The 26,317-nt window shown below is 50.5% G+C and carries 23 protein-coding genes; 11 read left to right on the plus strand and 12 right to left on the minus strand.

Annotated features, from left to right (window positions below; genetic code table 11):
• The first annotated feature begins 51 nt into the window (after window positions 1-51).
• On the plus strand, window positions 52-1,098 hold the full coding sequence (locus tag ACXAH4_RS04985; RefSeq protein ID WP_303573250.1) for a DUF1838 family protein: 1,047 nt from the start codon (window positions 52-54) through the stop codon (window positions 1,096-1,098).
• A gap of 93 nt (window positions 1,099-1,191) precedes the next feature.
• Here the strand turns inward: ACXAH4_RS04985 and ACXAH4_RS04990 are convergent, their stop codons facing one another.
• The 5 genes from ACXAH4_RS04990 to ACXAH4_RS05010 all read right to left on the minus strand — a co-directional run bounded on the left by ACXAH4_RS04990 (window position 1,192) and on the right by ACXAH4_RS05010 (window position 7,202).
• Complete coding sequence (locus ACXAH4_RS04990; protein ID WP_474844051.1) at window positions 1,192-2,718, minus strand: aldehyde dehydrogenase family protein; 1,527 nt, start codon at window positions 2,716-2,718, stop codon at window positions 1,192-1,194.
• Window positions 2,719-2,744: 26 nt separating this feature from the next.
• Window positions 2,745-3,656, minus strand: a complete 912-nt coding sequence (locus tag ACXAH4_RS04995) for a polysaccharide deacetylase family protein (RefSeq protein ID WP_474881008.1) — start codon at window positions 3,654-3,656, stop codon at window positions 2,745-2,747.
• Window positions 3,656-4,402 carry a maleate cis-trans isomerase family protein gene (locus ACXAH4_RS05000; RefSeq protein WP_474823990.1) on the minus strand — a complete coding sequence of 249 codons (747 nt, stop codon included), beginning with the start codon at window positions 4,400-4,402 and terminating at the stop codon, window positions 3,656-3,658. Before ACXAH4_RS05000 ends, ACXAH4_RS04995 begins: the two co-directional genes overlap by 1 nt.
• 9 nt (window positions 4,403-4,411) lie before the next feature.
• Entirely contained in the window at window positions 4,412-5,605 is a 1,194-nt protein-coding gene (locus tag ACXAH4_RS05005; RefSeq protein ID WP_474823992.1) for an FAD-dependent oxidoreductase, read from the minus strand.
• Between the two features lie 61 nt (window positions 5,606-5,666).
• Complete coding sequence (locus ACXAH4_RS05010; RefSeq protein WP_474881010.1) at window positions 5,667-7,202, minus strand: aldehyde dehydrogenase family protein; 1,536 nt, start codon at window positions 7,200-7,202, stop codon at window positions 5,667-5,669.
• Between the two features lie 324 nt (window positions 7,203-7,526).
• On the opposite strand from ACXAH4_RS05010, the gene ACXAH4_RS05015 reads away from it, so the two are divergent.
• Window positions 7,527-8,045 carry a VOC family protein gene (locus ACXAH4_RS05015; protein ID WP_474844053.1) on the plus strand — a complete coding sequence of 173 codons (519 nt, stop codon included), beginning with the start codon at window positions 7,527-7,529 and terminating at the stop codon, window positions 8,043-8,045.
• Window positions 8,046-8,063: 18 nt separating this feature from the next.
• On the opposite strand, the gene ACXAH4_RS05020 is transcribed toward ACXAH4_RS05015, so the two are convergent.
• Together ACXAH4_RS05020 and ACXAH4_RS05025 are read right to left on the minus strand one after the other, a co-directional pair.
• Window positions 8,064-9,575 carry an alpha/beta fold hydrolase gene (locus ACXAH4_RS05020; RefSeq protein ID WP_474881012.1) on the minus strand — a complete coding sequence of 504 codons (1,512 nt, stop codon included), beginning with the start codon at window positions 9,573-9,575 and terminating at the stop codon, window positions 8,064-8,066.
• Window positions 9,572-11,185, minus strand: coding sequence for an FAD-binding oxidoreductase (locus ACXAH4_RS05025; protein ID WP_474881014.1), 1,614 nt, complete (start codon window positions 11,183-11,185; stop codon window positions 9,572-9,574). The genes ACXAH4_RS05020 and ACXAH4_RS05025 overlap by 4 nt, the downstream gene beginning before the upstream one ends.
• A gap of 198 nt (window positions 11,186-11,383) precedes the next feature.
• Between ACXAH4_RS05025 and ACXAH4_RS05030 the strand changes: the two genes are divergently transcribed.
• The 5 genes from ACXAH4_RS05030 to ACXAH4_RS05050 are packed head-to-tail and all read left to right on the plus strand — an operon-like array spanning window position 11,384 to window position 16,731.
• A complete protein-coding gene (locus ACXAH4_RS05030; protein ID WP_474881016.1) occupies window positions 11,384-12,547 on the plus strand; it encodes an FAD-dependent monooxygenase in 1,164 nt (387 codons plus the stop codon).
• A 40-nt stretch (window positions 12,548-12,587) separates the two neighbouring features.
• Window positions 12,588-13,985, plus strand: a complete 1,398-nt coding sequence (locus tag ACXAH4_RS05035; protein WP_474881018.1) for an MFS transporter — start codon at window positions 12,588-12,590, stop codon at window positions 13,983-13,985.
• A 30-nt stretch (window positions 13,986-14,015) separates the two neighbouring features.
• A complete protein-coding gene (locus tag ACXAH4_RS05040; protein WP_474881020.1) occupies window positions 14,016-15,182 on the plus strand; it encodes an iron-containing alcohol dehydrogenase in 1,167 nt (388 codons plus the stop codon).
• A 36-nt stretch (window positions 15,183-15,218) separates the two neighbouring features.
• Window positions 15,219-16,079 (plus strand): isocitrate lyase/PEP mutase family protein, encoded by an 861-nt coding sequence (locus ACXAH4_RS05045; RefSeq protein ID WP_303573235.1) that lies wholly within the window; start codon window positions 15,219-15,221, stop codon window positions 16,077-16,079.
• 22 nt (window positions 16,080-16,101) lie between these two features.
• The gene (locus tag ACXAH4_RS05050; RefSeq protein WP_474844059.1) at window positions 16,102-16,731 is read left to right on the plus strand and encodes an isochorismatase family protein; all 630 of its coding nucleotides are present in this window, start codon (window positions 16,102-16,104) and stop codon (window positions 16,729-16,731) included.
• A gap of 61 nt (window positions 16,732-16,792) precedes the next feature.
• Here ACXAH4_RS05050 and ACXAH4_RS05055 read toward each other — a convergent pair whose 3' ends face one another.
• Window positions 16,793-17,746 (minus strand): hydroxymethylglutaryl-CoA lyase, encoded by a 954-nt coding sequence (locus tag ACXAH4_RS05055; protein ID WP_474844060.1) that lies wholly within the window; start codon window positions 17,744-17,746, stop codon window positions 16,793-16,795.
• Between the two features lie 93 nt (window positions 17,747-17,839).
• On the opposite strand from ACXAH4_RS05055, the gene ACXAH4_RS05060 reads away from it, so the two are divergent.
• Window positions 17,840-19,207, plus strand: coding sequence for an MATE family efflux transporter (locus ACXAH4_RS05060; RefSeq protein WP_474881021.1), 1,368 nt, complete (start codon window positions 17,840-17,842; stop codon window positions 19,205-19,207).
• Here the strand turns inward: ACXAH4_RS05060 and ACXAH4_RS05065 are convergent.
• On the minus strand, window positions 19,181-19,837 hold the full coding sequence (locus ACXAH4_RS05065; RefSeq protein ID WP_474844062.1) for a hypothetical protein: 657 nt from the start codon (window positions 19,835-19,837) through the stop codon (window positions 19,181-19,183). The two genes, ACXAH4_RS05060 and ACXAH4_RS05065, sit on opposite strands and share 27 nt — an antisense overlap.
• Window positions 19,838-20,277: 440 nt before the next feature.
• Between ACXAH4_RS05065 and ACXAH4_RS05070 the strand changes: the two genes are divergently transcribed.
• From ACXAH4_RS05070 to ACXAH4_RS05080, 3 genes are all read left to right on the plus strand, one after another.
• Window positions 20,278-21,492 (plus strand): MFS transporter, encoded by a 1,215-nt coding sequence (locus ACXAH4_RS05070; RefSeq protein ID WP_474844063.1) that lies wholly within the window; start codon window positions 20,278-20,280, stop codon window positions 21,490-21,492.
• 129 nt (window positions 21,493-21,621) lie between these two features.
• Complete coding sequence (locus ACXAH4_RS05075) at window positions 21,622-22,620, plus strand: NADP-dependent oxidoreductase (RefSeq protein WP_474881023.1); 999 nt, start codon at window positions 21,622-21,624, stop codon at window positions 22,618-22,620.
• 59 nt (window positions 22,621-22,679) lie between these two features.
• A complete protein-coding gene (locus ACXAH4_RS05080) occupies window positions 22,680-23,480 on the plus strand; it encodes an alpha/beta fold hydrolase (protein WP_474881024.1) in 801 nt (266 codons plus the stop codon).
• A 22-nt stretch (window positions 23,481-23,502) separates the two neighbouring features.
• Here the strand turns inward: ACXAH4_RS05080 and ACXAH4_RS05085 are convergent, their stop codons facing one another.
• Genes ACXAH4_RS05085 through ACXAH4_RS05095 form a run of 3 tightly spaced genes read right to left on the minus strand, consistent with a single transcriptional unit; the run spans window position 23,503 to window position 25,958 of the window.
• Window positions 23,503-24,273 carry a glycosyltransferase family 2 protein gene (locus ACXAH4_RS05085; protein WP_474881026.1) on the minus strand — a complete coding sequence of 257 codons (771 nt, stop codon included), beginning with the start codon at window positions 24,271-24,273 and terminating at the stop codon, window positions 23,503-23,505.
• On the minus strand, window positions 24,266-25,042 hold the full coding sequence (locus ACXAH4_RS05090) for a glycosyltransferase family 2 protein (protein WP_474849363.1): 777 nt from the start codon (window positions 25,040-25,042) through the stop codon (window positions 24,266-24,268). Before ACXAH4_RS05090 ends, ACXAH4_RS05085 begins: the two co-directional genes overlap by 8 nt.
• Window positions 25,032-25,958 (minus strand): DUF6492 family protein, encoded by a 927-nt coding sequence (locus ACXAH4_RS05095; protein WP_474881027.1) that lies wholly within the window; start codon window positions 25,956-25,958, stop codon window positions 25,032-25,034. The genes ACXAH4_RS05090 and ACXAH4_RS05095 overlap by 11 nt, the downstream gene beginning before the upstream one ends.
• Between the last annotated feature and the right edge of the window lie 359 nt (window positions 25,959-26,317).

The raw sequence follows: 26,317 nt of genomic DNA on the forward strand, positions 1-26,317 counted from the left end.
ATCCGGATCCATCATCATTGCATTCAAAGCAATTACAACGAGGAAGTGTGAATGATCACTTATAAGAAGTGGGTTAAGCCCGCTAAAACCGGGCAGAAAGCCGCATTAATTGCGACTTTTGTTGCCTCTTTGTTTACAGCGCAGGCTTCTGTGGCTGCCACCGGCACAAAATCAGATCAGACACCTGAATTTCTGACCACACTGGACTATAAAAATCCGGAATGGAACCGCGATACATACGCCCGCCTTGATGCCGATTTAGATCCAACAAAAGAAAAGGTTGGCTGGTTAAAAGGTAAAGTCTTCGGTGTACGCCCCAACGAGCAGATCCGTGAACTGTTTATCATGGAAGGCTTTAGCGTAACCCGCACCAAGCAACTGGAGGATGGCAGCATTCGTCGAATGCTCCGCGAGGTGGTGTTCTACAAAGACATCAAAACCGGTGAAATACTGAAAACATGGCACAATCCTTACACAGATGAAGATGTTCGTGTTGTTCCTATTGCGAACGACCCTTACAACTTCACCATCAGTTCCTATGTGAATATCCCCAATGCCTACGAAGGCACAGACATGGGCAACAAGGCTAAACCCCCTTTCCTGCTGGACTGGACTGAAGGCCCGAATGACACCATTATTTTGAACACCGGCATCAATCTGTTCTACCCGAACCGCCTGCAACCCGAAAAATGGGTACGTGAGTCTGCGGGTAAATTTAACCGTGTGTCAGAACAGTTCATTTATGTATTCAAGAAATCTGACGTGCAGGACCCGAACAAAACCCACATTCCTGCTGTCGGCTCCTGGTCACGCATTACACCATGGCTTCCGTGGATGCTGATGGGTCAGGCTGAAGGTCACATCAGCTACTTCTCAACGTTTACCACGTTACCGGGCGGTATTGATGAATTACCTGAAGATATCCGTGAAGCGGCCCGTGCTATCGATCCTAAGTTCTTAAGTGCGCCCACCGAAGACTACGGTCCGAATGAGTCAAGCCTCGAAGCCTATGCTACCGAGCAGAAACCGGCACCGGTTCCTGAAGGCTGGACACCGCCTGAAGCACCTGCTGAACCTGTATTTCCGCCAAAGCGTTGAGATAATAAGAGGCGGTAATATTAAGTTACCGCTTCTGAATCAAAAAAGCCCTGCTGTCTCGCAGGGCTTTCAGATGCAGCACTTAGTCCTGAATCACAACACCGCACATACGGTCTTCCACTCCAGATAATTATCCAGCGCCTGTTTACCGCTGTCCCGGCCATAGCCAGACATTTTCATACCGCCGATGGGAAGTGCAGCATCAAACATCGAATGACAGTTTATCCATACAGTGCCAGCATCGATTTGACGGGATAAACGATGAGCAGCAGATAAATCCTGTGTCCACACACTGGCAGCCAGACCGTAGTCGTTGTCGTTACACCAGGCCAGTGCTTCCTCAATGTCATCGTAAGGTTCTGCCACCAGCACAGGGCCAAATACTTCTTCACAATGAATGGGCATATCCGGTGTGGTATTAGTGATGACCGTTGGCGTGATGTAAGTGCCATTTTCACCGGTGCGAACGCCGCCGGTGATCACTTTTGCTCCACTGGCTTTGGCCTGTTCAATGAACTGCTCTATCTTCTTCGCCTGCTCAACAGACACAACTGGCCCCATTTGGGTTGCCTGATCAAGACCATGCCCAAGCTGCATGCCTGCGCCGTATTGCGCAATGCCTTCAACCACTTTGTCGAAAATTGAGCGGTGAATATAAGTACGTGAATTGGCTACACATACCTGACCACCATTGAAGAAGATGCCATTGGCAATGCCGGGGATAGCCAGCTCAAGGTCAGCATCCGGCAATACCAACGCCGGAGACTTCCCGCCTAACTCAAGGGTTACCCTGGTCAGGTGCTTTTTGCTGGCATCCACAATGGCACGGCCAGTGGCAGTGGAACCTGTGAAGGCAATTTTATCAACGCCTTTATGGCCGGTGAGTGCAGCACCGCAATTTGCGCCGTCACCGGTCACCACATTCAATACACCGGCAGGTACACCAGCCTCTGTAATCAGTTCGGCAAGGCGCAAGGCACTTAACGAAGTCAGTTCAGCAGGCTTATGTACAATAGTACACCCCGCGGCCAGTGCCGGAGCAAGTTTCATTGCCGTGAGAATAAGAGGAGAATTCCATGGCGTTACCGCAGCAACCACACCCACCGGCTGACGTTCAGTCCAGGCGTGCACCTGTTTACCCTCGGGCTGGTAATTGATGGAGGTATTGACGGTATTGCCATCAAGTGACAATGCCTGACCGGCAAAAAAGCGGAACTGATTAGCCGTTGCCGGAATTTCGGCCCAGCGGGCAACATAGTATGGCTTACCCTGGTCCAGCACTTCCAGCTCGCACAACTCATCCATATTCGCCTCAATTAGATCAGCAATACGGTTAAGTACGGCGCTTCTTTCAAGCGGTGTATAGGCTGCCCACGCACCTTTCAGTGCTGCACGGGCGGCATCCACTGCGGCATCAACGTCTTCTTCCGTAGCATTAGCAATGCGGGCCAGTAACTTGCCTGTGGCCGGATCGGTTGTTTCCAGATAACCTGATTTTGCAGGAGCCTGATAAGCCCCGTTGATATAGAGCTGTTTGTCCTGCACACAAGACAGCAACGCTTTAACATTTTCCGTTTGCGGTGCCGGCGTGGCACCGTCATTCACGACGATTTGTGACATGGTTGACTCCTCTGTTTTCATACAGATTAAAGTTGACCGGGAATGTGTGACGCCTGCTGTTCTGTGTACCAGTCAGCAATTTCTTCCCGGGTTGCCCACCATACGCCGGGCAGGGTTTTGGCAAATTCAATGAATTCGCGGATAGCGCGGATGCGGTATGCACGGCCGGTGACGTGAGGATGCAAACCTACGTTCATGATCCGCGCTTGTTTCTCGCCTTCTTTATAGAGCTCATTCAGCTCTTCAATCAGAATGTCGCGATATTCATCTGTGGTGTGTCCACGGCGGGTAATGATGGTGAAGTCATTAATTTCATTGCTGTAAGGCACAGAAACAATAGGGCCACTGTCTGTTTTTATCATGTAGGGCTGGTCATCGTTCATGATATCGCAATAGAACTTATAGCCCTCTTCCGCCAGAATCTTCGGCGTATTCAACGTACCGCGCAGTGACGACGACAACCAGCCTTTCGGACGGCGGCCAACATGCTTTTCGTACATGTCGATGGAGCGGGAAATCACTTCCCGTTCTTTGGCTTCGTCATGAGCAAAGTTAGTCAGCAACTCACCTTGTTCATAGTTGTGGGTAATCAGCTCCCAACCGCGGTCAAGACAGGCTTGTACCATGGGGTTACGACGCTCAAATGTGACCGCATTGGTGGTACAGCTGGCTTTCACACCAAGCTCATCAAACAGGTCGTACATGCGCCAGATCCCAACGCGCTGACCGTATTCACGCCAGGTGAAATTCGGGTAATCAGGAATATTACCGGGCAGTGTATCCGGTAATACAGCCGGGCCGCCGGCATAGTAAGGTGCATCGGTATCTTTAATCAGATCCCAGGTTTCCAGGTTAAAAGTCAGGATCAGCGCAACACGCTTGTCCTCAGGCCATTTTAACTGCCCACGCTGGCTAATCGGTACATAATCGTATTGCATCAAAGTTCCTCCAGTAGACGACCAAAACCGGACACTTTGTCGGTAATGCCGTTTGCACGCAGAGCATGCCAGTAAGTTGCCGTATTGATTGCGACAACCGGCTTATTGAGTTCCTGTTCAAGGCGACCTGCCAGACGGGCCATACACAGGTTGGTTCCTACCTGCAAAATGGCATCAACGTTATCGTCGTTCATCTGCTCCACCACCTCGCGAACCTGCTTATGGGTAATTTCAGCAATGGCTGTCCAGGTAGGCGCGCGGAAAGGATGGTCGGCAACGGTTTCAAAGCCGTAATCACTGAGGAAGTTACGTACTTCTGTGTTTGCAACAGGGTAGTAAGGTGACAGGAAAGCGACTTTCTTAATGCCACCAATGGCTTTAAAGGCTTCCACAACAGAAACCGAACCAATAGACGACTTCACACCGGCAACTTCTTCAATGTTGCTCTGCCATTGTTCAGCACCTTTGGCACCGCCATAAAATGTAATGGCAGACATGCCCATAACCAGATAATCCGGTGCGCAGGTCATCACACCGCGAACCGCATCTACGGTGCCTTGATCAATCAGCGCCGTCCCTTTAAGAAAGGTCTCGTCAGACAGTGCGTTTGCATTATCAACGATAATGCGGCTGTAGTGATTGGTTACACCAGCAGGACGCATTTCATCCATTTCCGGCTGTACGGTGGTGTTGGTCGACGGTCCTAAAACACCAAATTTTGCGCGGTAACCTAATACGTCAGTCATTATTGCCTCCTACACAATGCTTTTTTCAAGCTCAAGGCTTTGGTACATGGCCTGGCGGCGCAGGAAGGCCTTACGTTTAATATCGTCGTCGCGGGTATCTTTCATTTCCTGTAAACGCATGGCATGGTTTTCTTCAGGGCTGTGTTCCAGCAACTTTTTGTTCTGCATGGTCTGCGCCTGGATGAAGCTGTGCGTTACCGGGCGGCGCTGGCGATCATACAGTTCAAAGCGTTCGTCATCGTGACCTTCGGTGAGGTTGGCAGCAATTTTGTCGCACAGATTCCATGCATCATGAATACCGCTGTTCATACCGAAGCCGCCTAAAGGGTTGTTCATGTGGCAGGCATCGCCCACCAGGCACACGCGGCCAAAGTTAAACTGCTTCGCCACCCGCTGATGCACACGGTAAATGGTGCGGTGTTCTGTTTTAATGTCTTCACGGCCAATAAGGTCGCGGAACACCTGATTTTTCTTTTCATCCGACAACAGGTATTCGTCTGGCTGATCTTCCGGTGCGGGCACCAGAATGCGCCAGACACTGGGCACACGCAGCAGTACCATCCACTCTTTAGGATCTGAAACGTAGTTCACGTACTCAAGATCAGGGATGTAGTCTTTAAGCTCTGTTTTGGTAGACAGCGTGAGGAATTTCTCCGGGTAGGTGAAACCTTCAAACTCGACGCCCAGCCATTTGCGAATAATAGAGTTACCACCATCGGCCGCCACCAGATATTTGGCCTGCACTTTCTCAATGGCAAACGGGCCTTCCAGCGCCACTTCCACGCCATCTTCTGTCTGTTCAAAGTGAACCAGCCGGTGGTTAAATTTCACCTCGGCTTTCGGGTGGGCATCCAGCTTTTCTGCAATCATGCTGGCCAGCACATGCTGTTCGCATTGCAGCCGATATGGGAATTTTTCTTCCCCTTCCAGTTCAGACAAATCAAACTCAACGGTTTCGCCGCTTTCACGCTCACGGAAATGATATTTGGGCGCTTTCAGGCCTTTCTCGATGAGAGTTTCAGCAATACCAATTTCGTCCAGCATCTCCAGTGTTGGCGGGTGAAAGGTGGAAGCCCGCAAGTCGATGGCACAATTCGGACCCGCTTCACACAGCATCACATCAAATCCCATGGTTGCCAGACGATACGCTGCTACTGTACCTACCGGTCCGGCACCGGCTACGATTACCTGAGTTTTTTTCATAGTTTTTTTACCTTATTTCTTCTGCACTACCGGGACTTTCCGTGCAATGCATTTTCAGGGTTCACTGACGCGCAGACAGTCGGGCTGTTACTGCTTTTGTTTCCAGATAAGCATCAAGTCCTTCACGTCCAAATTCCCGGCCCCAGCCGGATTGTCCGTAACCTCCGAACGGAATATTGGTTCCGATGGCGCCGTGGCAGTTCACCGATACCTGACCTGCGCGAATACGCGCGACCAGAGCGTGAGCAGTACTGAGACTTTCAGTCCAGACACTGCCCGACAGGCCATACTCGGTGTCGTTTGCCATGGCGGCGATCTCGTCAAGATTGGTAGTACTGAATGACTGAATAGCCATGACCGGGCCAAAGATTTCTTCTCTGACAATGGCCATGTCTCTGTGGCATCCGGTGAAAATCGCGGGCTCAACAAAATGTCCGTTACCCGCCAGCGGGCGGCCGCCGTAAACCAGCTTCGCGCCTTCTTCCTGACCTTTGCTGATATAGCCGAGCACCTTTTCTTTGTGGCCGGCAGAGATGAGTGGGCCGAGGAAGGTTTCCTGCTCCAGACCATGACCAATTTTGAGCGATGAGGTAAATGCAATAAGCTTCTCTACCACCTCATCATGCAGACTTTCATGGATAAAAATGCGGGTGCCGGCCATGCAGTTTTGTCCCTGCAGGAAGAATGTCGCCAGGGCAATGCCAGGGACGACAAGCTCCACATCGGCGTCGGGCATCACCACCACCGGGGATTTTCCGCCCAGCTCCAGCGACACCTTTTTAAGGTTACCCATAGCGGCAGATATCACCTTGCGGCCTGTGGCGGTAGAGCCGGTAAATGATACTTTGTCCACATCAGGATGAGCTGACAACCGAGCACCGGCATCGTGGCCATAACCATTTACAATATTCACAACACCATCAGGGAAGCCGGTTTCTTTGAGTAACTGCCCGAGCAATAAAATGGAAAGAGGCGTTTCTTCCGATGGCTTCACAACAACCGTGCACCCTGCTGCAAGGGCAGGCGCCAGTTTTAAAACGGCGGTAGAAATGGGTACGTTCCACGGCACAATGAGTCCGGCAACACCTACCGGCTCTTTCAGCGTATAGGTAAGCGCTTCGGCTTCCATGGCAACATGTCTGGGAGGCTGGGTCGTGGTGCCTTCGATGTGTTGAGCACAACCGGCGTAGTAGTCGAACATCTCACTGATATTTTCAACAGTCAGTGCAGCAATGAAACGGGGCATACCGTTGTCCAGCACTTCCAGCTCGGTAAATACTTCTGCATGTTCAGCAATGGCAACAGCCAGCTTTTTCAATAGTTTTGCGCGCTCAAAATGCGACAATGCCGACCAGGGACCGTTAAACGCCGCTCTTGCCGCCTTTACTGCATTATCAATATCTTCTTCCGTACCGGTACATACCGTAGCCAACTTCTCACCGGTAGCAGGGTCGTAGCTGTTCAGCGTATTACCCTTCACGCCTTCTGTATGTTCGCCATTAATGAGCAGTTTATGGGGTTGAGCTAAAAATGCCTTCGTTGCGTCTGATACATGTGCAATACCTGACCAGGAAGGATCTACAATGTCGCTTTGCATGGCTGTCTCCAAATCCGGTGCAAAAGCGCGGGTCTGAGTAGTGCTTTTGCTCGTGGGATTCACCTTATAGCCAATGTCTGTGCCCCTCTATGACAAATATCAATCGCCCGGTCTGAACTGTTTTTTACTCGTCTGCGCCCCACCAGCCACGTGAAACCCGGCACTTGTTTTTGATTTATGTCATTGCAGAACAAATTGTTATATACCTAACTAAATACAATGAAATCGCGTGCTGGCTGTTTTTCTGTACCTCAGGTTGTCCAGAAAAAGACTTTACACATATCACCTTAAACTAGGTCAAATGCTCTGGTGTGGACGAAAACGATGACTACTATGACCCCGCCGCCTGTTTCGGCACTAATCCGCAGCGCTTTATTTGTTCGCGACCGGAAGCGCTCAAAACAGTTTTATCAGGCGCTGGGTTTAACAAACTTGTATTTCGAAGGCGTGTTATCTCACCCTTCAGCCAGTGAAGTACTGGGGCTTAGTGAACACCGGCCTTACGAAGTCAGCATTGTTAAAAGTGAAGGCCCGAATTTCGGCATGGTGGGCCTTTTCGAAATAGCCCGCTCAAACACGGATGAACCGGTGCGAAGTGGCCCTGCCCGGTGCGGAGAAAGTGCGCTGGTTTTCTATGTGGACGATTTAGATATTGTTTTGCCGGCGCTCCGTGATGCTGGCGCCATCTGGACTGGCACAGCGGTCACATTCGAACTGGGACACTTTTGTCAGCGTGAAATATGCTTGCGGGATCCTGACGGTTTTCTGCTTAATCTGGTGGAAAGACCGCCCTCCGGGCAATTGCAAAGCGGCCCTGAAATGGAATTTACGCCACTGGATTGAACTGCGGCTTACGCGGCATTAACGCACGGCATCCAGCAACAGGTTACCACTCTTCCAGCCAGCCATGAGATCCAGCAGCGCAATTTGCAGTTCAGAGACTGTGAGCTCGCCACGTCCCTGACTAATACATGCTTCTTCCCTGCGATACCAGGGGGAGAATAAATAGCTGTCCCGCAAGTAATACCAGGCGGTCTGAAAATGGGCGCCTGAGGATTCCGGCGTGAGGTCCGGCGCTTTCGCCAGAGCAACATCCGTATCATCATCGAAGTGCAGCTTACCCAGTGCAATACCGGCATGGTCAGGTACAAACAATACGTCTGTCTGCACTCCTTGTGGCTTACAGCGGGCAAATTCACCGGCCAGATAGCCACTGCGCCCAACAAACACCAGTTCGATATGCGGTGTTTTCAAAGTCTCAATCAATGTAACCAGTGTCTTCGCCGTTTCTGCAGCTGACAGCGGTTCGCCGGCCGTGTAACCGTGCCCGGGTAGATCCGGGGCAATGACGAAATGATTTTCAGATAAATCACTGATTAACTCTCTGCATTGCCGGACACTCTGAAAAAGATCATGCACCACCAGCACGGGGGTAGCTTGCGGGTCTCCGCTGAATTCACAATACAGCCCGGTCTTTCCGGCGCGGATAAACTGACGTTCGGGATGAGAGTTTTTTGCCACAGGGTCTGCCGGCAGGCTCACATTCGCACAACGCTCGTAAATGAACGCAATGGTCTCTTGCGGAATCGCCGGGTAGTCTTCAGTTATCGTCACAGAAACGTTTGCCGGAAGCGGCGGGTAATGGGGCACGTAATGCACCAGTGCGTCCGGTTTGGCCACAATCAGCATTGCCGGTACAGATAAGGCGCTGACGTCCGGCGATATATCGTAATCCAGAACAGCACGATAACCGGTTTGATAATGCTCGCCCGCCATAAGAATTTCCAGCGCACTTTCATGCATTTCTTCCACACTGGCGGGCCAGTGAATACGATGCTCCGGTGACTGTTTATACCAGGGATAGTAACAATGCTGATCGCGAATTCTGGACCACACCCCGGCAAGGTGTTCACCCGTCCGGGAAGGCGGAAATTGCGGAAAATAATGCGCGACCAGTTCGTCTCTTGTGGCCTGATCGTTAATTAAAATACCGTTTGCCACCAGTCCGCTTACGCGATCAGGATAGCGGGCGGCCAGCCTGACTCCGAATATCGCCCCGGAATGGCTGCCAAATACCACCGGCGCATCCAGAGACAAGGCATCAAATAAGGCAATGAGCGCATCAACAAAATCATCGATGGTTGCCTTCGTGTCTGCAAGAGGTACAGACAAGCCGTAGCCTGGCGTGTCGGGGGCGAAAACACTGAAGTGGGGCGCAAGCTGACGCATAAACGGCTCAAGTTCAGCAGAACTCTTTGGCGACTGATGTATTAACACCACAGGCTGACCTTTGCCTGCAAGCCGGTAATGCACAGTGCGATCTGCAACCTGCACAAAATGACGGGTAATCACTTCCCTGTCAGCCACCGTCATGCTTTATCACCGAATCCCAGATTAGCCGGTGCCAGAATACCTTTATCATCCACATGGGCCTTCAGTGCGTCGACCATATTTAATGTGACCGGTTGCAACCGGTCACGATAAGGGTAAGCCTTACCCAACTGGAAGTTAATCGCGCCGTGTTTCACAAATAAATCCGTCAGCGCGCTTTTAAGTTCATGCACATATTTGCGGGCAATGTGATTTGCCGGATAGACAGGCAATTTACTCAGGTAGTCCGCTGGCACAACCTGTCTGTGATAATCAGTAATTTCATCTGGCCAGTACAGCGCTATTTCGTACAGAAAGCCCGAAGACGCTACGGTAGCAAACATACCACCGTACCAGATCCCCAGTTCGTTCATCTTATTTTTGCGGGCCGCATAAAAAGCTTCCAGCTCTTTGTGAAAAGTCGCAACGGCAGAATGGGGAAGAATACCGTGAAGGGGGACCCAGCGCTCACCGGCAGGCCCCAGGGTGTTATAAAACGGTGCGAAGGGCATGCCTCTGACTACCGCAGGCACTGTGGCCGGAATTTCCTGACCGAATGACTGGTTAATTTCACGGATACGATGGATACGACTTTTCGCTTCCGCATCATTCACCCCTTCAACAATGTAGTGCGTCATGTAAGGTGACTGACTGATGACCTTGCGGGCAGATACCGCAGACGTGACCAGTTGTTTTATACCTGACCACAACGACGGCGAACTTTTCAGGATCGACAGTGCCATTTTAACGACCTGTCCCGCGTTATCCTGTCGTGCAATTTGGCCCTGAGATAATGCGCCATCAAGGGAAAAATGCGTGTCTTCCAGTCTTTCCAGCGAAATGCGTCGCATGGACTCATGCATGGTTTCAAAATCGTTAAAAGCAAAGGAAACAGTCTGGTGCGCAGGACGTGGCCTTATCAGCGGGAGTGTAACGGTGGCTTTTACACCAAGGGCGCTACAGTCGCCGGTAAACAATCCGGTCAGATCCGGGCCGAAATGACGGCAAAATGGCGTGCTGCCTGCACCTGCAGAACCTGTATCCAGTAAATCACCGTTAGCCAGTACCACTTTAACCGCCTGCACACTTTGTGCAGAAATGCCGTATGCGCCTGAACCGTGACTAATTGTATTTTGTGACACTGAACCACCCACGGTAGCGTGCATTCCTGAAAATGGTCCCCAGAATGGGGTCCGCCAGCCTTTTTCCGCCAGTGTGTCTTTCAGTACTGCCCAGGTCACCCCTGCTTCTACAGTGACGTAAGCGTCCTGTTCATTGATTTCGAGGATCCGGTCCATCTTGCTCATATCCAGCAAAATCTGCGGGCCATTTTCAATCAGATAACCGTCGGTATAAGAAGCACCACCACCGCGTATGGACACCCCAACTTGCTCTTTGTAGCACACGCGCATGACCGCCTGCAGCTGCTCTGTACCACGGATGGTAACCACTGCAACCGGAGATGCTTTCTGACGATAAACGTCGGTATATAAATGTCTCGCCCGGGATGCATCCATGACATTCTCAGCCCCTGCCGCATGACGTATTTCATCGACAAAATTGTCCGATTTCAGAGTTTGCGCAGGCGCTTCTGCAGGCGTAGTGATCGTCATAAAAAACCTTGTTTGCTGATTCTGTATTTCTCGTTTGCGGGTGCCGGAGCATCTGCGTGTATGCCAGCAAACATACTACTTTGCGGCGCGCGGCGTCTTTGACAATTGTCATGGCTGGCGGCCTGTGAATATGGAGACTAGAAGCACAGTTAATACGCTCCCAAAGCGAATACGCTACGGTCACGAAGGAATAGAATTATGCAAACGTTAAACATTGCTGTGGTTGGTGCAGGTATTGCCGGTTTGACGGCTGTCATCGCTCTAGCCAGAGCAGGTCATACTGTTCAGTTGTTTGAATCAGCACCGCAACTGGGAGACGTGGGTGCAGGTATCACTCTGGCGCCGAATGCAATGCGCGGACTGGACTACATCGGTGTTGGCGATACTATTGTTGAAACTGGTATGGAGCCGTCTACACAGACCATCGATCACTGGTCTGGCGGAAATAACCTGCTGACCGTGGACCGCTCGGGTACAAAGCAACAGTACAACGCAGCCTATGTGTACATTCACCGTGCAGATCTGCACAAAATCCTGGTCGCTGCAGCCGAAAAAGAAGGTGCTCAATTGCATCTTGGTAAGCACTTGAAAACCATCGACAGCCGTGAAGGTGGTGCAACCTTATATTTTGCCGACGATACACAATACGATGCCGATCTGGTCATTGGTGCTGACGGCCTTAAGTCGGTAACCCGCCAGCTGTTCAACCCGCAGCCACCTCACTTTACCGGCCACATTGCATACCGTGCACTGGCGCCGGCGTCACCGGCTATTCAGAAACTTATTGATCAGCCCGGCATGCATATCGGCCCTGGTAAAATGGTGGTTCGCTATCCCCTTCGCAAAGGCGACATTCTGAACCTGGTGTTTTTCGTTCGCCAAAGTGGCTGGGAAGAAGATGGCTGGTCGATTCCTGCTGATCTTGACGAACTAAAGCAACACTTTGACGGCTGGTGCCCTGACGTACAAACCCTGCTGAATGAAATCAAGCCCGGCACGGTTTTCAAATGGGCTATCAACGCTCATAAATCGCTGTCAGACGGCTGGTCAAAAAATGATTCCGTCACCCTTATCGGAGATGCGGCCCATGCCATGACGCCATTTCTTGGGCAGGGTGCAGCTACCGGCATCGAGGATGCCATCATGCTAACACGTGCCATTAACGACGCTGATTCGATGAAAGAAGCCCTTGAAAGGTATGAGACCTCACGCTTTGACCGCACCAGTTTCATTCAACAGGAATCTAACGAGAACGCAGATCGCTTACAAGGAAATGAAGCTGAGATGTATGGTCTGGGTAATCTTCGCAATGAAGAAACCCTGGGCCTGTTTAACTATGACTGTGTAAGCGAGCCAGTATGACCGCGACACTCTTTTTACACGTGGCCGCGAGGAACACATAATGACACAAGCCGTCGAAAGTACAGCTGATCAGGCTGTTATCAGTACTTCAAAAGTACCGCTTATCACGAAACTGCTCTACGGGAGCGGTCAGATTGGCGGCCAACTTTTCCGTGATGCCCCGGCAGCGCTGTTACCTCTTTTCATGACCACGATGCTGGGCGTTTCTGCCTGGGTTGCCGGTATAGTTGTTCTCATCCCTAAACTGTGGGTGATTATTTGCGACCCGGCAATGGGCGTGTGGTCAGACAAACTGAAGCCACATCATTCCCGTCGCCCTTTCCTGGCGGTCGGTGGCCTGCTTACCGGCCTGAGTTTTATGGCGCTGTTCAGTTTCAGTGAATTTTCCTCGCCAACTATGGCAGCGGTATTTATCGGCATATTGTTCCTGATTGCATCCACAGCATTCAGTGCGTTTTCAGTGCCTTACCTCGCCATGGCATCCGAGCTTTCATCTGATGCCCATGAACGGACCAAGGTACTGTCTGTGCGTATGATTTTCGTCATCATTGGCGTAATTATGGGCATAGGGCTGGCTCAGCCGCTGGTTTATAAACTCGGTGGTGATGCCGCCGCATGGCGAACAATGGCCATTCTGTTCGGTGGCATTTGTGTGGTTGCCATGCTCGCAACAGCCTTTGGTGTACCCCGTAATTTCGGACAGATTTCACAGGATGATCCGCGCAAATTACTCAGCAGATTTGCATCCGTGAAAGAAAATAAGCCCTTCATGGTACTGGCTGCCACTTATCTTGTACAAACCATTGCTCAGGCATGTGGCTACGCCGTTGTCGGTTTCATTTTCTTATATGCGGTTGCTGATATTTCGCTTCTGTTTCCTTTTGTCATCGTGATGTGTACAGGTTCGATACTGAGTCAGCCAATGTGGGTGAAGTTGTCCGGCAAATGGGGCAAAGAAGCTGCCTTCTGGGTAGCCTGCATTGGCTGGATGCTGATCACCATTACCTGGCTCTGGGTTAAACCCGGCGACGACGTGCTGATGACATTACCCGGCTGGGGTGAGATGTCGACAGAGCATTTCCTTGTGCTTTGCCGCGCGGTGCTTATCGGCTGTACCAATTCAGGCTTTGCCCTGCTTGTCTTCTCACTGCTTACCGATGTCATCGACAAACAACGTCAAAACAAAGGAACGGTGGATGAAGGTCTGTTCTCAGGCTTTTTCTCCGCCACAGAAAAGCTGGCGTTCGCCCTCGGTCCGGTCCTGGCAGGTGCATTTTTAAGCTACACAGGATTTCAATCTTCAACAGGCGGAGCCACTGAACAGGCGCCGGAAGCCATTCACGGCATGGTACTGCTTTATTCGGTTGTACCTGCAGCGATTATGGCCATCAGCCTTTTGATTTTCACGCGCTACAAACGCGCGATGCAGAGCATGTAATTAGCAGTTTCAGGAATAACAGGATACCCCATGACAAGCATTAATTTTGAGTTTATGTCAGTCCCGAAAATCGTGTGTTCCCCCGGCGCAGCCGGCACACTGGCTGAACATTGCCGCGCACTCGCAATAACACGTCCCATGCTGGTTACCGACAAAGGTTTGCTGGCAACCGGCATCCTGGAGCCGGTCATCAGCAAACTGGAAGCTGAAGGCTTGGCCCCCTTTGTGTACAGTGATATTCAGGCCGATCCTCCTGAGCATATTGTGTTGTCAGCAAAGCAGGCGGCGGTAGACGCCGGCACTGACGGTATTATCGCGGTAGGGGGTGGCAGCAGTCTGGATGTGGCAAAGCTGATAGCAGCACTGGTGCCCGGCGACCAGCCTCTGCAGGAAATGTACGGCATTGATCAAATAAAGCAAAAGCGCTTGCCATTGATTCTGGTGCCTACCACGGCGGGGACGGGCTCTGAAGTGACGCCTATCTCTATTATCACCACCGGTGAAACCACAAAGTCCGGTGTAGTTTCTCATCAACTGTTACCGGATATTGCGCTACTGGATGCAGAACTGACACTTGGTTTACCACCGTCTATTACAGCCGCTACGGGCATTGATGCCATGGTGCACGCCATCGAAGCCTTCACCAGCAAGAAAAAGAAAAATCCGTATTCGGATATGCTGGCGAAAGAAGCTTTACGACTCATTTCGTCAAACCTGCTTACCGCTGTGCGTCAGGGCCATAATGTGGAAGCCCGTTCGAAAGTGCTGCTTGGCGCGATGCTGGCGGGACAAGCCTTTGCCAATGCGCCGGTGGCTGCAGTGCACGCCCTCGCCTATCCGCTGGGAGGCAATTATCACATTCCACACGGACTCAGTAATGCGCTGGTGTTACCCCATGTGCTGCGCTTCAATGCCAGCGATGACTGGGCCATAGAACAGTATGCGCAACTGATGACCTGTGTTACCACCGACAACTCCTGTGGCGACGCCCAGCTCGACTGCGCTCATTTCATTGAGCTGGTAGAAGCCCTGCTGATTGACGTGGCTATTCCACGTACCTTGTCGGCGCTGAATATACCCGAATCCGATCTGCCAAAACTGGCAAACGAAGCCATGCAACAACAACGTCTTCTGGTAAATAACCCGCGTTATTTAAGTGAAGCCGATGCACTGGCCATTTATCAGGCGGCCTGGTAGGCCACCCAACCCACATTGACTCACCTGGAATTCAATATGTCTAAATCAATTTTGCGAGAAAAAATCAGTAAGGGAGAGTTTGTTTTTGCTCCCGGTATTCAGGATATGATCACTGCCGTTGTTGCTAATAAAGTCGGCTTCGATGTTGTTTATGGCAGTGGCTACTGGCTGACTGCATCAGGCTATGGTTTGCCGGATGCAGGGATTGTGAGTTACACCCAGATGCTGGATCGCATGGCGACACTGGTTAAAACCAGTAACGCAGCTGTTATGGCAGATGCCGACACCGGCTTTGGCGGACTGCTGAATGTTCACCATACGGTGAAAGGCTATCAGGAAGCGGGTGTCGCAGCCATTCAGATGGAAGACCAGGAGTTTCCTAAAAAATGCGGCCATACTCCGGGTCGCCGTGTCATTCCGGTAGATGACATGGTTGAAAAAATTAAAGTGGCGGTGGATGCCCGTACTGACGAAGATATGATGATCATTGCCCGTACCGATGCTCTGCATGCGGAAGGACTTGAAGCATCAATAAAACGCTGTAACGCTTACCGCCGCGCTGGTGCTGACATCATCTTCCTCGAAGCACTTACCAACGAAGAAGAAATGCGTAAAGCCTGTGAGGCCGTCGATGCGCCGATGATGGCTAACATGTCAAACGGTGGCTTTACCCCGATGTACAGCGCAGAAAAAATGCAAGACATTGGCTTCAGTGTCGCTATTGCCCCTTCTCTGCCCGCCCTTGCAGCAGCCAACGCCGTTGAAAAAGCCCTGATTGCCATGAAAGAGCAAGGCAGCCCTGAACCAACAGGCGTGCCGATTAATAACTTTAAAGAGTTCTGTTCACTCATTGGTTTTGAAGATGTATGGGCATTTGAGAAGAAGTGGGCGAAATAAGCCACGCTGTAAGGATTGAAAAATGAGTGAAAATTTAGACGCTAACTATGCAAGCGTATATAACAACCGCATCGGCTTCGGTAAGAAACCGGCGCTGGTACTGATAGACTTCGTTGAAGCTTACTATGATAAGTCCTGCGATCTGTACGCCGATGTTGAAGATGCACTGGCATCTGCAATCCGTGTGCTTGAAGCTGCCCGTGAAGCCGGTATTCCGGTGATCTATACCAATGTGGTTTATCATCCTTCAGGCTTTAACGGCGGCACCTTCTTTAAGAAGGCAAAGCCGCTGCGCTACCTAACAGAAGGCTCCCCCATGGGCGCCTGGGCAAAAGGCCTGGCACCAAAAGAAAACGAACTGGTTATCTCAAAGCAGTATCCCAGTGCGTTTTTCGGCACATCACTGGCCTCAACGCTGACATCAGCGGGTATTGATTCGGTATTGCTTACCGGCCTCACAACCAGTGGTTGTGTTCGCGCCAGCTGTGTAGACGCCTGCTCCCACGGGTTTATTCCCATTGTTGTAGAAGAAGCCTGCGGAGACCGTCACGAAGCACCGCATCAGGCAAACCTGTTCGATATGAACGCGAAGTACGCCGATGTAGTTAAAGAATTGGAAGTCATTGATTACCTGAAATCGCTTTCAGCGTAATTGTTCCAGAGCAGCTCAAAGCAGAACGCGGCATAGGTTTTTCCTTTGCCGCGTTTTTTATTCAGGCCAGTTGCTGCGGGGTGACCATATCGAAGCCCTTAGGCAAACCGGCATCCGGGGTAAAGCCATATAACTCAACCTCTGCCGGTAAGCTCTGGCGCAGAATTTTTCTCGCCTGCAACAGCTTCCCGAACTGCACACCGGTTTTAAGCCCCATCCCTTCCAGCAAAAAAACCAGATCTTCGGTCACAATGTTGCCGGAAGCGCCGGGCGCAAACGGGCAGCCGCCGATCCCTGCCATCGACGAGTCAATCGTCCGTAAGCCGACCTCCAGCGCCATCATCACATTTGCAAAGCCCTGACCACGGGTATTATGAAGATGAATGCCGGTAAGCTTATCTTTGCCTACTGCAGCCCATACACCTTTCGTCAGGTTTTTCACCTGCAACGGCGTGCCATAACCTGTTGTATCAGACAGACCAACTTCATCACAACCTGCTTCGATAAGTTGCTCTGCCAGACCAAAAACCTTGCTTTGGGGCACCTTACCTTCAAGGGTGCAACCAAATGCGGTAGACAAGCCGCCCTCAAACACAGGACGCTCAACTTCGGGCAAGGTATTAATCAGTTCGCGGATTTGTCTGACTTCTTCGAGCATTTGTACATGGGTACGGCGCACGTTTCTGAGACTATGCGTTTCAGACACAGACAACGGAATCGTGATCTTGTGCGCGCCAGCTTTTACAGCATTTTCGGCACCACGGTAGTTCGGTACAAGTACCGCAACATTAAGATTAGCGAGAGTTCTGGCGTGGGCCACCAACTCTGCAGTGTCAGCCAGTTGCGGCAGTATTTTTGCCGGCACAAATGAACCGATTTCGATTTCAGGAATACCGGCGGCTGCCAGAGCCGAAATCCAGCGTTTTTTATCTTCTGTGGCCATAATTGGTGCAATACTTTGCAATCCGTCTCTGGGGCCTACTTCACTAATTTCTACATCAAACTGCATAGTCATGCTTTCAATCCATAGATTATTGTAATATCTATATGTCATAATAACATTCAATTTCATTACTGGCGATAGCCTGACCGGCTTTCTAATAAATTCATGGATAACCAACACGCCCGTGCAGGGAATGCTGTAAAGGTCGATTTCAGACAAATGATATCGCTGGCAGGATCTGCCGGCGGTGTGCAGGCAATGACGGCAGTGGTGGGGATCCTCACAATAAAAGTCGTCGCAACACTGGGCAGTTCAGCCATTGCCGCAGTCACTTCCGGTCAGCGCCTGTTCTTTCTTATTCAGTCAATTCTGTTTGGCCTGAACATTGGTGCCATGGCACTCATCGCCCAGAGTCAGGGGCGGGGTGAGCATGGTGAAGCTTCTCACTGGCTCCGCGTAACACTGGTGCTTGGCGTAGCAATTACCATCGGGCTGTCTGTGTGTTTCTGGTGGCTTGCAGAGCCTATTATGTACAGTCTCGGTCTGACTGATCCTGAAGCACTTTATGAAGGCGCCAGTTACATCCGTGAACTCAGCCTGTACTGCTGGTTCATTGCCATTTATTTCATTATCGCCAGCGCATTAAGAGCACTCAGCATTGCCTGGCTGCCGCTGGCTTCCGGTATCTTTTTAAACGGCACAACACTGGTACTGACGTATTTACTTGCAGGCAACTGGCAATACTATACCGACAGTGGTTCTGCAGCCGTGGCTAAAGCTGCGGGGATTGGCAATCTGCTCGGCCTGATTTTAATGCTTGGTTTGCTGTATCCCCGCTGGCGGGAGTTTTTTATTGCCAGGTGGTCTCTTTCCGGCGGACGCCGGTTGTGGCGTATCAGTTACCCCGCCATCATGGAGCAATTGTTCAGGCAGGTAGCGGTATTGTCGTTCCTGTGGGTAGTCGCCCGTTACGGCACAGCACCGTATGCAGCCTATGGCGCAGGCATTATGCTTATTTCCGTTTCCTTTGTTGTGGGTTACGGGTTCTCTGTGAGTGCCAATGTAATGATAGGTCAGGCAGTGGGGAAAAATGATCTGGCGATGGCAAAGCGCATTCTTCACATTGCCCTTGGCTTTTCACTGACCGTAATGACAATTATGGGACTGCTACTGGGCATATTCTGCGAGCCGCTTTCTTTGTGGTTAATTGGTGAGAGCGACGTTACCTATTACACCAGTGTGTTTATTTATCTCTTTGCCGTTGCCCAACCGGTCATGGCCATCGACTTTGTTTTGACAGGTGCCTGTCAGGGCACAGGGGATACCCGCTGGCCCATGTTTACTGTGCTGTTAAGCAATTTTGTCATCCGCTTCGGCGGCGCGTTTATTCTCATGCTGTTGGATGCACCGGTAGAGTGGATTTTTGGCATGATTGTACTGGACTACGTAGTAAAAACGGGGCTCATGTGCTGGCGGGTGTTCCGCCAGCCATGGCCGCGGGTGGTATTAAATGAGGTGGAGGCCAAAAGCTGATATCACCAGCAGCAGTATCCAGATACCTTTTACATGCCAGGCTGCACCGCCGATAGTGTTCTGAATAATTGCATTTGTATTTGCATCCCCCTGACCACTTGCCAGTTTTGCAAAAGCGGGGCCGAAAGGCTTCAGCTTAAAGCGGATAAGAATACCCAGAAGCACAACCACACCGAATAAAGCCAGCTTCCAGGCTGCCCAGTAAACAACTACCGGTCCGGCGGTAAAAACACTGAAAAAGCCGGTCAATATTGCGCCGGCACAAACGGTCACCCGTATCACCCAGTCACATTTTATAATGAGCGCTTTTGCGGTACCTGAATACCAGTGCAATGCGGCAACACATGCCAGCCAGGCCAGGCCTGTAGCCCAGATAACCGCCAGCCATCCTGACAAGAACGGCGTTAACCCCAGCGTAGTACTCAAATGCAATCCGCTCGCAAACATCAGTGGCATTGCCAGTCTGGGTCCCTGATCGGCAGCATTCAGTATTTTTGCAGCCACCACTCTGCTTTCGTGGCCCAGATCCGTTTTCAGTACATACCGGCTTGCGATGAAAGTACCGAGGTCGCCCCCTAACCAGTAAACCAGCCCCATGACATGCAGGAATTTTATTACCAGAAAATCCATTGTTTTTTCACCCTGATTTAATAACAAGATTTGCTATAAACACAACTTTATGAATTATTGTTATAACAATATTTAAAGTTAATTGACAGTAATTCATGAAAGGGATTAGTCTGGTTAAGAAATAGCCGGCCCTGCAGCCTCATCCCGTTTGTTGAGCAGGTAGCCGGTTTAATTTCCAAAAATTGCGTTTTGTCATATTCAACGGTCGATAGTCGGGGCAAAATCAGACAGGCTGGGGTGATTTCAAATGAGTGATTTTCACTTTTTTTCTTGCTGGCTAACGATTGCAAACAGCTGAACATCACCAGCTACATTTTCAAAATTATTATAAATAATCAGCCTTTAAGAGTTCATGCCAGACAATTTTCCCGTTTTCTGTCTGCCGGCTTTTTAAAAAAGGTTTGTTTTCAACGAAAACAATTTTACGTGTTGGATGAGTTATGAATAGAAGCTACCCATGGATGATCGCCGTGCTGGCAAGCGTGGTGCTGATCATCAGTAACGGAATGAGTATTTCCGGCCTGTCTGTCTTTGATGAATCACTAATATCAGAATTTGGCTGGAGTCGCGGCGAATTAAAATTCCGCGACATGATTACCTTCGGCACCAGCGCACTGCTGGCTCCCTTCGGCGGTATAATCATCGATAAGCTGGGCGTTAAACGCTGCATGCTGGCCGGGTGGGTCATGCTTGCTGTAGCTTATTTCTTATATAGCGGTGTTGAGTCACTGGCTAATCTCTATTTTGCCCATGCGCTGCTTGGCGTTGTACTGGTGTTTTGTGGCCTGAACCCGGCCATCATTCTGGTTTCCAGCTGGTTTCAGAAAAAACGGGGCGTCGCCATTGGTATCACTCTTGTAGGCACCAGTCTGGGCGGCATGATCTTTCCCCAGTACGGCACCTATATGAGTGAACTGGTGGGATGGCGCATGGCAATGACTTACGCCATGTTTTTTCCTGCCTTTATGTTTGCGATGGTTGCGCTATTTGTCAGAAACGGGCCGGAAGCTGAAGCCAGCACGAAACCACAGGATGTAGCGCTCTCGCAGGGTCTCGGTTATGTGGAGGCACTGAAAACAAAAGCATTCTGGGCCATTTCTGTGGTCGCTATGACGACGTTCTACACGGTGCTGGCGGTGCAGGCGCATCTGTTCCTTTACTTGCGGGATCTCGACTTTACGCCGGCTTCCGCCACTAACGCTATCAGTCTGTTTTTCCTCTGCGCAGTGATCGGTAAATTCGTTTTCGGTCTGCTGTCAGACTACCTGAATTACAAACTGGTCTTCATCGGCAACATTATTGTTATGCTCACCGGCTCGGCGTGCCTTGCGATGATGAACAGCAGCCTGATTTGGATTGCTATTGTTCTGTTTGGCCTTGGCTGGGGCGGTGTGTACACTACAATACAATTATCCGCTGTGAATTGTTTCGGACTGGTTTCTGCAGGCAAAATCCTCGGCACCATCGCCGTGCTGGATTGTCTTGGTGGTGGTCTGGGCATCTGGTTAACCGGTGTTTTCTATTCCATGTACGGTGACTACCAGGTCGCATTCATGATTTTCGTTGTGTTAATCATTACAGCTTTAATTTTTGTAACGCAAATTGCCACACCGGCAAAACAAAATCATGACATGCTTGCCGGAGCAGCAAAGTAGTTCTGCTTCCCTTCCGGCCTCAACGGCATGTCGCTACCCGGTGAAACTATGACTTTTATCATAGTTTCACCGCGCATCTTCCCTTACTCTGCCAGTCAACGTTTCCCTTAACAGGCATGAATACAGGCTATGAGCGACTTAAAAAACACGCAAATTGTACTGGCTAAAACGCCGGAAGGTACGCCCGTACCATCAGACTTTACGACCCGTTCTGTCGAAGTAACGCCCCCCAAAGCCGGCGAAGTGCTGGTAAAAAACCTTTACCTTTCTCTCGACCCGTACATGCGTAGTCAGATTGCCGGCAGGCACTTATCCGGTGCGATCACGCCGGGCGATTTAATGAAAGGCGAAACCATAGCTGAAGTGGTTCAAAGTGAAGATCCGGCTTTCAGTGCCGGCGATATTGTCAGAGGCTTCGGCGGCTGGCAGGAATACGCCGTGATGGACGGGAAAACCTTGTCTGCCGTTCATGCCCCCGTAGACAACAATGCAGCCTATCTTTCCGCGCTGGGCACCACAGGGCTTACCGCCTGGGCGGGCATTGTCTGCACTGCAAAACCAGCCCCGGGCGATGTGGTTGTCATTCCCGCTGCAACGGGGGGCGTAGGTGCTACAGCTGCCCAGCTGGCTAAACTCTACGGCTGTAAGGTTGTGGGTATTGCCGGCGGCAAAGAGAAATGCGACAAGGCCGTTAAAGAAATCGGCTACGATATCTGTCTGGATCGCAAAGCCGGTGACATTGCTGAGCAACTTAAAGCAGCCTGCCCTGACGGTATTAACGTCTATTTTGATTTAGTTGGCGGAGAACTGTTAAACACTGTCTCTTCTCAACTTGCTGTTGGTGCCAGAGTGGTGCTGTGCGGCATTATGTCTGAACTTAACAGTACCAGCCGTGCCGGCGGCCCTCATCCTGCGATGTGGATCAAATCCCGGGCACAGGTTACCGGCCTTGTAGTCTATGACTACGAACCCCGGAGAGCAGAATTTGTGGAGTATTGCCTGCCCCATTATCTGAACGGCAAACTGAAAACCTTCGAAGATGTTTCTCAGGGTCTCGCCAGTGCTCCGGACGCTTTCTGTCGCTTAATGCGCGGTGAAAACACCGGGAAAGTTATTGTAAAGATTTAACGTTGTCACTTTACCCGGATTCAGGACACGACCGGGTAAAGTTTCCTCACGGAATGGTTATGAAAAAATACTATCTGGACTTGCCTGCAGGGCAAATTCACTATATCAAAGCCGGACAGGGCGACCCCTTGTTACTGTTGCATCAGGCACCAATGAGCAGCATTGAGTGGGAAAATATTATTCCCGTTCTGGCACAGCATTTTACTGTGTATGCACCGGATATGGCCGGACATGGTCAATCCTACGAGCCATCTGCCGCCATGAACATTCCGGATTTTGCGCAAGACACCATCGCTTTTATGGACGCCCATGGCATTGATAAAGCCTTTGTTGCCGGCAACCATTCAGGTGCAGCACTGGCAACCTGTCTTGCGGTTAACTGGTCTGAGAGAGTGAAGAAGCTGGTGATTTCCTGCGAAATGCTGATTTCTAAAGCGCAAATTGTTCAGTTTGTGGCTGCGATTAGAGCAAAGCCGCTATCCAGGGATATTCCTTTCGATGCGGACGGCAAGTTCATATCCGATGCCTGGCTGCGATATGCCGCACTGGCACCGACAGCTTCACTGGATACACGTTATAAGCCGTTCATTCACGGCCAGCTGGCAAGACTCCGGAAGTTTGATATTCACGAACCGGTGCTGGACTGGATGGGCGCTGAAGACTGGATGTCACAAATCCCCTGTCCCACCCTGGTATTCGGCGCTGAAAACGATTTGTTTTTTGACGAAGATAAACTGGAAGAAGCCAAATCACGGATTGCGGATGCTCAAACCCGGGTGATTCAAGACGCAGGGGCTCTGAGCACTTTTGAACAACCTGCCGCCATTGCAGATATGCTGCTGACCTTCTTTAAGCAGTAAAACGGGGCCGGTTGCGGCCCTGCTATTTATTCCGCTCAGTCAGCTCGAACAGCTTCGCTTCTTTTAAAAACGCATACATAGATTCAATGTACGCGTGGGTCAGTCCCCGCTTGCCAGATAAAAAGTGCCGTTTGAACAGGTAAGTTTTTAAAAAAGTCAGCGGGAAAACCAGCAACAATTTCAGTAAAGACGGCTTTTTGTTGCTGTTAAATTTCTGCTGCGCTTTCAGCGATGAATAACTGTTCTGTTTATTCATCAGCAGCTCGGTACTGCCATAGCCATAGTGCATGACCAGCCCTTTAATATCGCCGGTGGTGGTCCCCTTTTCCAGGTTCACATTCTCATGCACCATGCGATCTTCAGGGTAACGGGCAGTGCCCTTTCTGAACAACCGCACAATATGGCGCTTTGCCGCTTTAGATGACATGGGTCTGCCCCAGAAAATATCTTCGAAGTGCAGACGGTATGCACCGTGCGACGGGTTTTCGCCGGAAACTACCGTTTGAATGTGTACTGCGGATTCTTCACTCAGCACCTCGTCACCATCAAGGTTCAGTAACCAGGGCTGAGTACACTGACTCATCGCAAAGGCCTTTTGCTTAGCAAAGCCGGGCCAGTTCCGGTGGATCACTCTGGCCCCGTGACGCTCTGCAATCATGATGGTGTCATCGGTACTGCCGGAGTCCACCACAATAATTTCTGCAGCAAAGCTGACAGCAGAAAGTACCTCGTCCAGCCTCTCGGCTTCATTGAACGTAATCAGATAAACACTCAGTGGACACGGGTTACTCACCGGCACTTCCTTCTCTGTTCATGGCCCACAGTGCGGCGTATTTATGAAACCCGTACTGGGCAAGAATAATGGCCATCATCAATCCGGCTCTGCCATCCAGAAAGCCACCGCGAAGCACATACTGTTGCAGAAAATCGGTAAAGAAACGCAGACAGGCATAACCCAACGACGCCTTTTTTCCACGGGCAAATTTGTCTTTTGCAGACAATACCGCGTACTGCACATGCTTATCGATAGCGTGTTTATAGTTACGCCAGCTGTAATGCAATAAAGGCGATTTAAGCACCAGTACCTGCTCTTTTTCCAGGATCAGCGATTCATGCACGCTGGCTTCTTTGAACTTCGCACCATGCTTTAAGAACAATTTACCCTGCGGCGTGCTGTAACGTCCGTGCTTCAGCACCGAACCCAAAAAAACAGTATGCCATGGGCATTTTATGAAATTTGCAGACAGGTGCTCTGAAGACAACACCGCCACAATCTCATCTCTGAGAGCAGGCGTGACTTCTTCATCGGCATCGATGTTCAGTACCCAGTCATGTTTACAATAAGTAAGGGCACGGTTTCGTTGTACACCGTAACCCGGCCAGTCTGTTTCGATGACCTCGTCTGCATACTTTTTGGCGATACCGACGGTATCATCCGTACTTCCTGAGTCCAGCACAATGAGTTGATCGACCCAGCCATGCAGTGATTTCAGGCAACGCTCAATTCTGTCGCCTTCATTTTTGGCAATAACAAAACAGGATAACTGCCGTTTAGCTGGCATGAAGCTTCCTCTCAGGACCCGGGATGAAAGGCGCTATTTTGTCCCATACAAGATTATTGTCAAACCGCATACTGCTGTTTACGACACAAAATAAACCGTGTCCGTTCGGGGCGAAGCTTTGCTCTGCCTGCCAGGCTTCAAAAGGGTGTGAATCGTGAATTAACAGCGCCTGAGGATTTTCAGCTGTGCAGGCATCCACGTGGTATTGCTCCAACATATTGCGCTTGTGCGCCGTCAGATAATACAGAGAATATTCGGTCCATCTGCCACGGCGATGCCGGTAGAGGGTCCAGTTCGTTGGCGATTTAGGATTATGCAGACCGCATAATTTATCCACCCAAGACCCCTTACCACGCAGGTTAGCGGCAATTTCTTCGCCGGTAGCTTCGCTGATGTCACTGGCCATCAGCGCCGGAGTTACTGTCATGCCCAGCTCAGGATTCCCCGCATCGCCGGACATTTTTAAGATGCGGGCGGAAGACTTCCACCATTTGGGATGCTGCGCCCGCTGCTCGTACTGGATAAGCGCTTTGCCGCCGGGTAATAAAAGCGATTCAGTTAACGGACGCAGGCAAATCGCATCGGCATCCAGTGTCAGATAATAAGGCGTAGTAATCGCTCTCGGTGCTGCCAGCTTAACGATTTGCTGCTTACGCCAGCCGCGGACCTGACGGTGCTTTTCAAATTCCGGAATAAGCGCTTCTTCGGACATCACGCGGATAGAAAATTCTGACCATTTCGCGGTGCGCCGGCGAATAATATCCACTTCATCCGGTGGACAGACAATCAGAAACTCACTGAATACCTCAGCGGCATTAAACGCACTGAACGTGGAAAATAAAATTTCCGTGCGGCCCAGATCATCAACACCGTAACTTCCCTGTATACATAATGGCAAAACTGCTGTGATAGCCATAGTGATGAAAACCTCCTGTTTATGAAATATCTTAAATCTTTATGTCTTTGTTCTGCTTTGTGACGGAGTACAAAGATGGGTTTAAAAGAGTTTAAAAGAGAAAACACCATCAAACGCAAACAAAAAGACACGGTTACCATTGCCCAGTTCATATTTTTACGCTTCTTTTTACAGTATTTATATTTTCTGAAAAGAATCGTCAGTCAAGTGTATGTGTTTGTACATATTACGATGAGAGACTCTGTATGCTCAGAGTATATGGAAAGGCTGCGATACCATATTCGACGAACGTAGGAGTGGGTCGGGTAACTTAAAGAAGAAACGCTTAAAATCGTGAATATACTGACGCACATTCACGA

The organism is Alteromonas sp. ABV2_168, assembly GCF_056161165.1.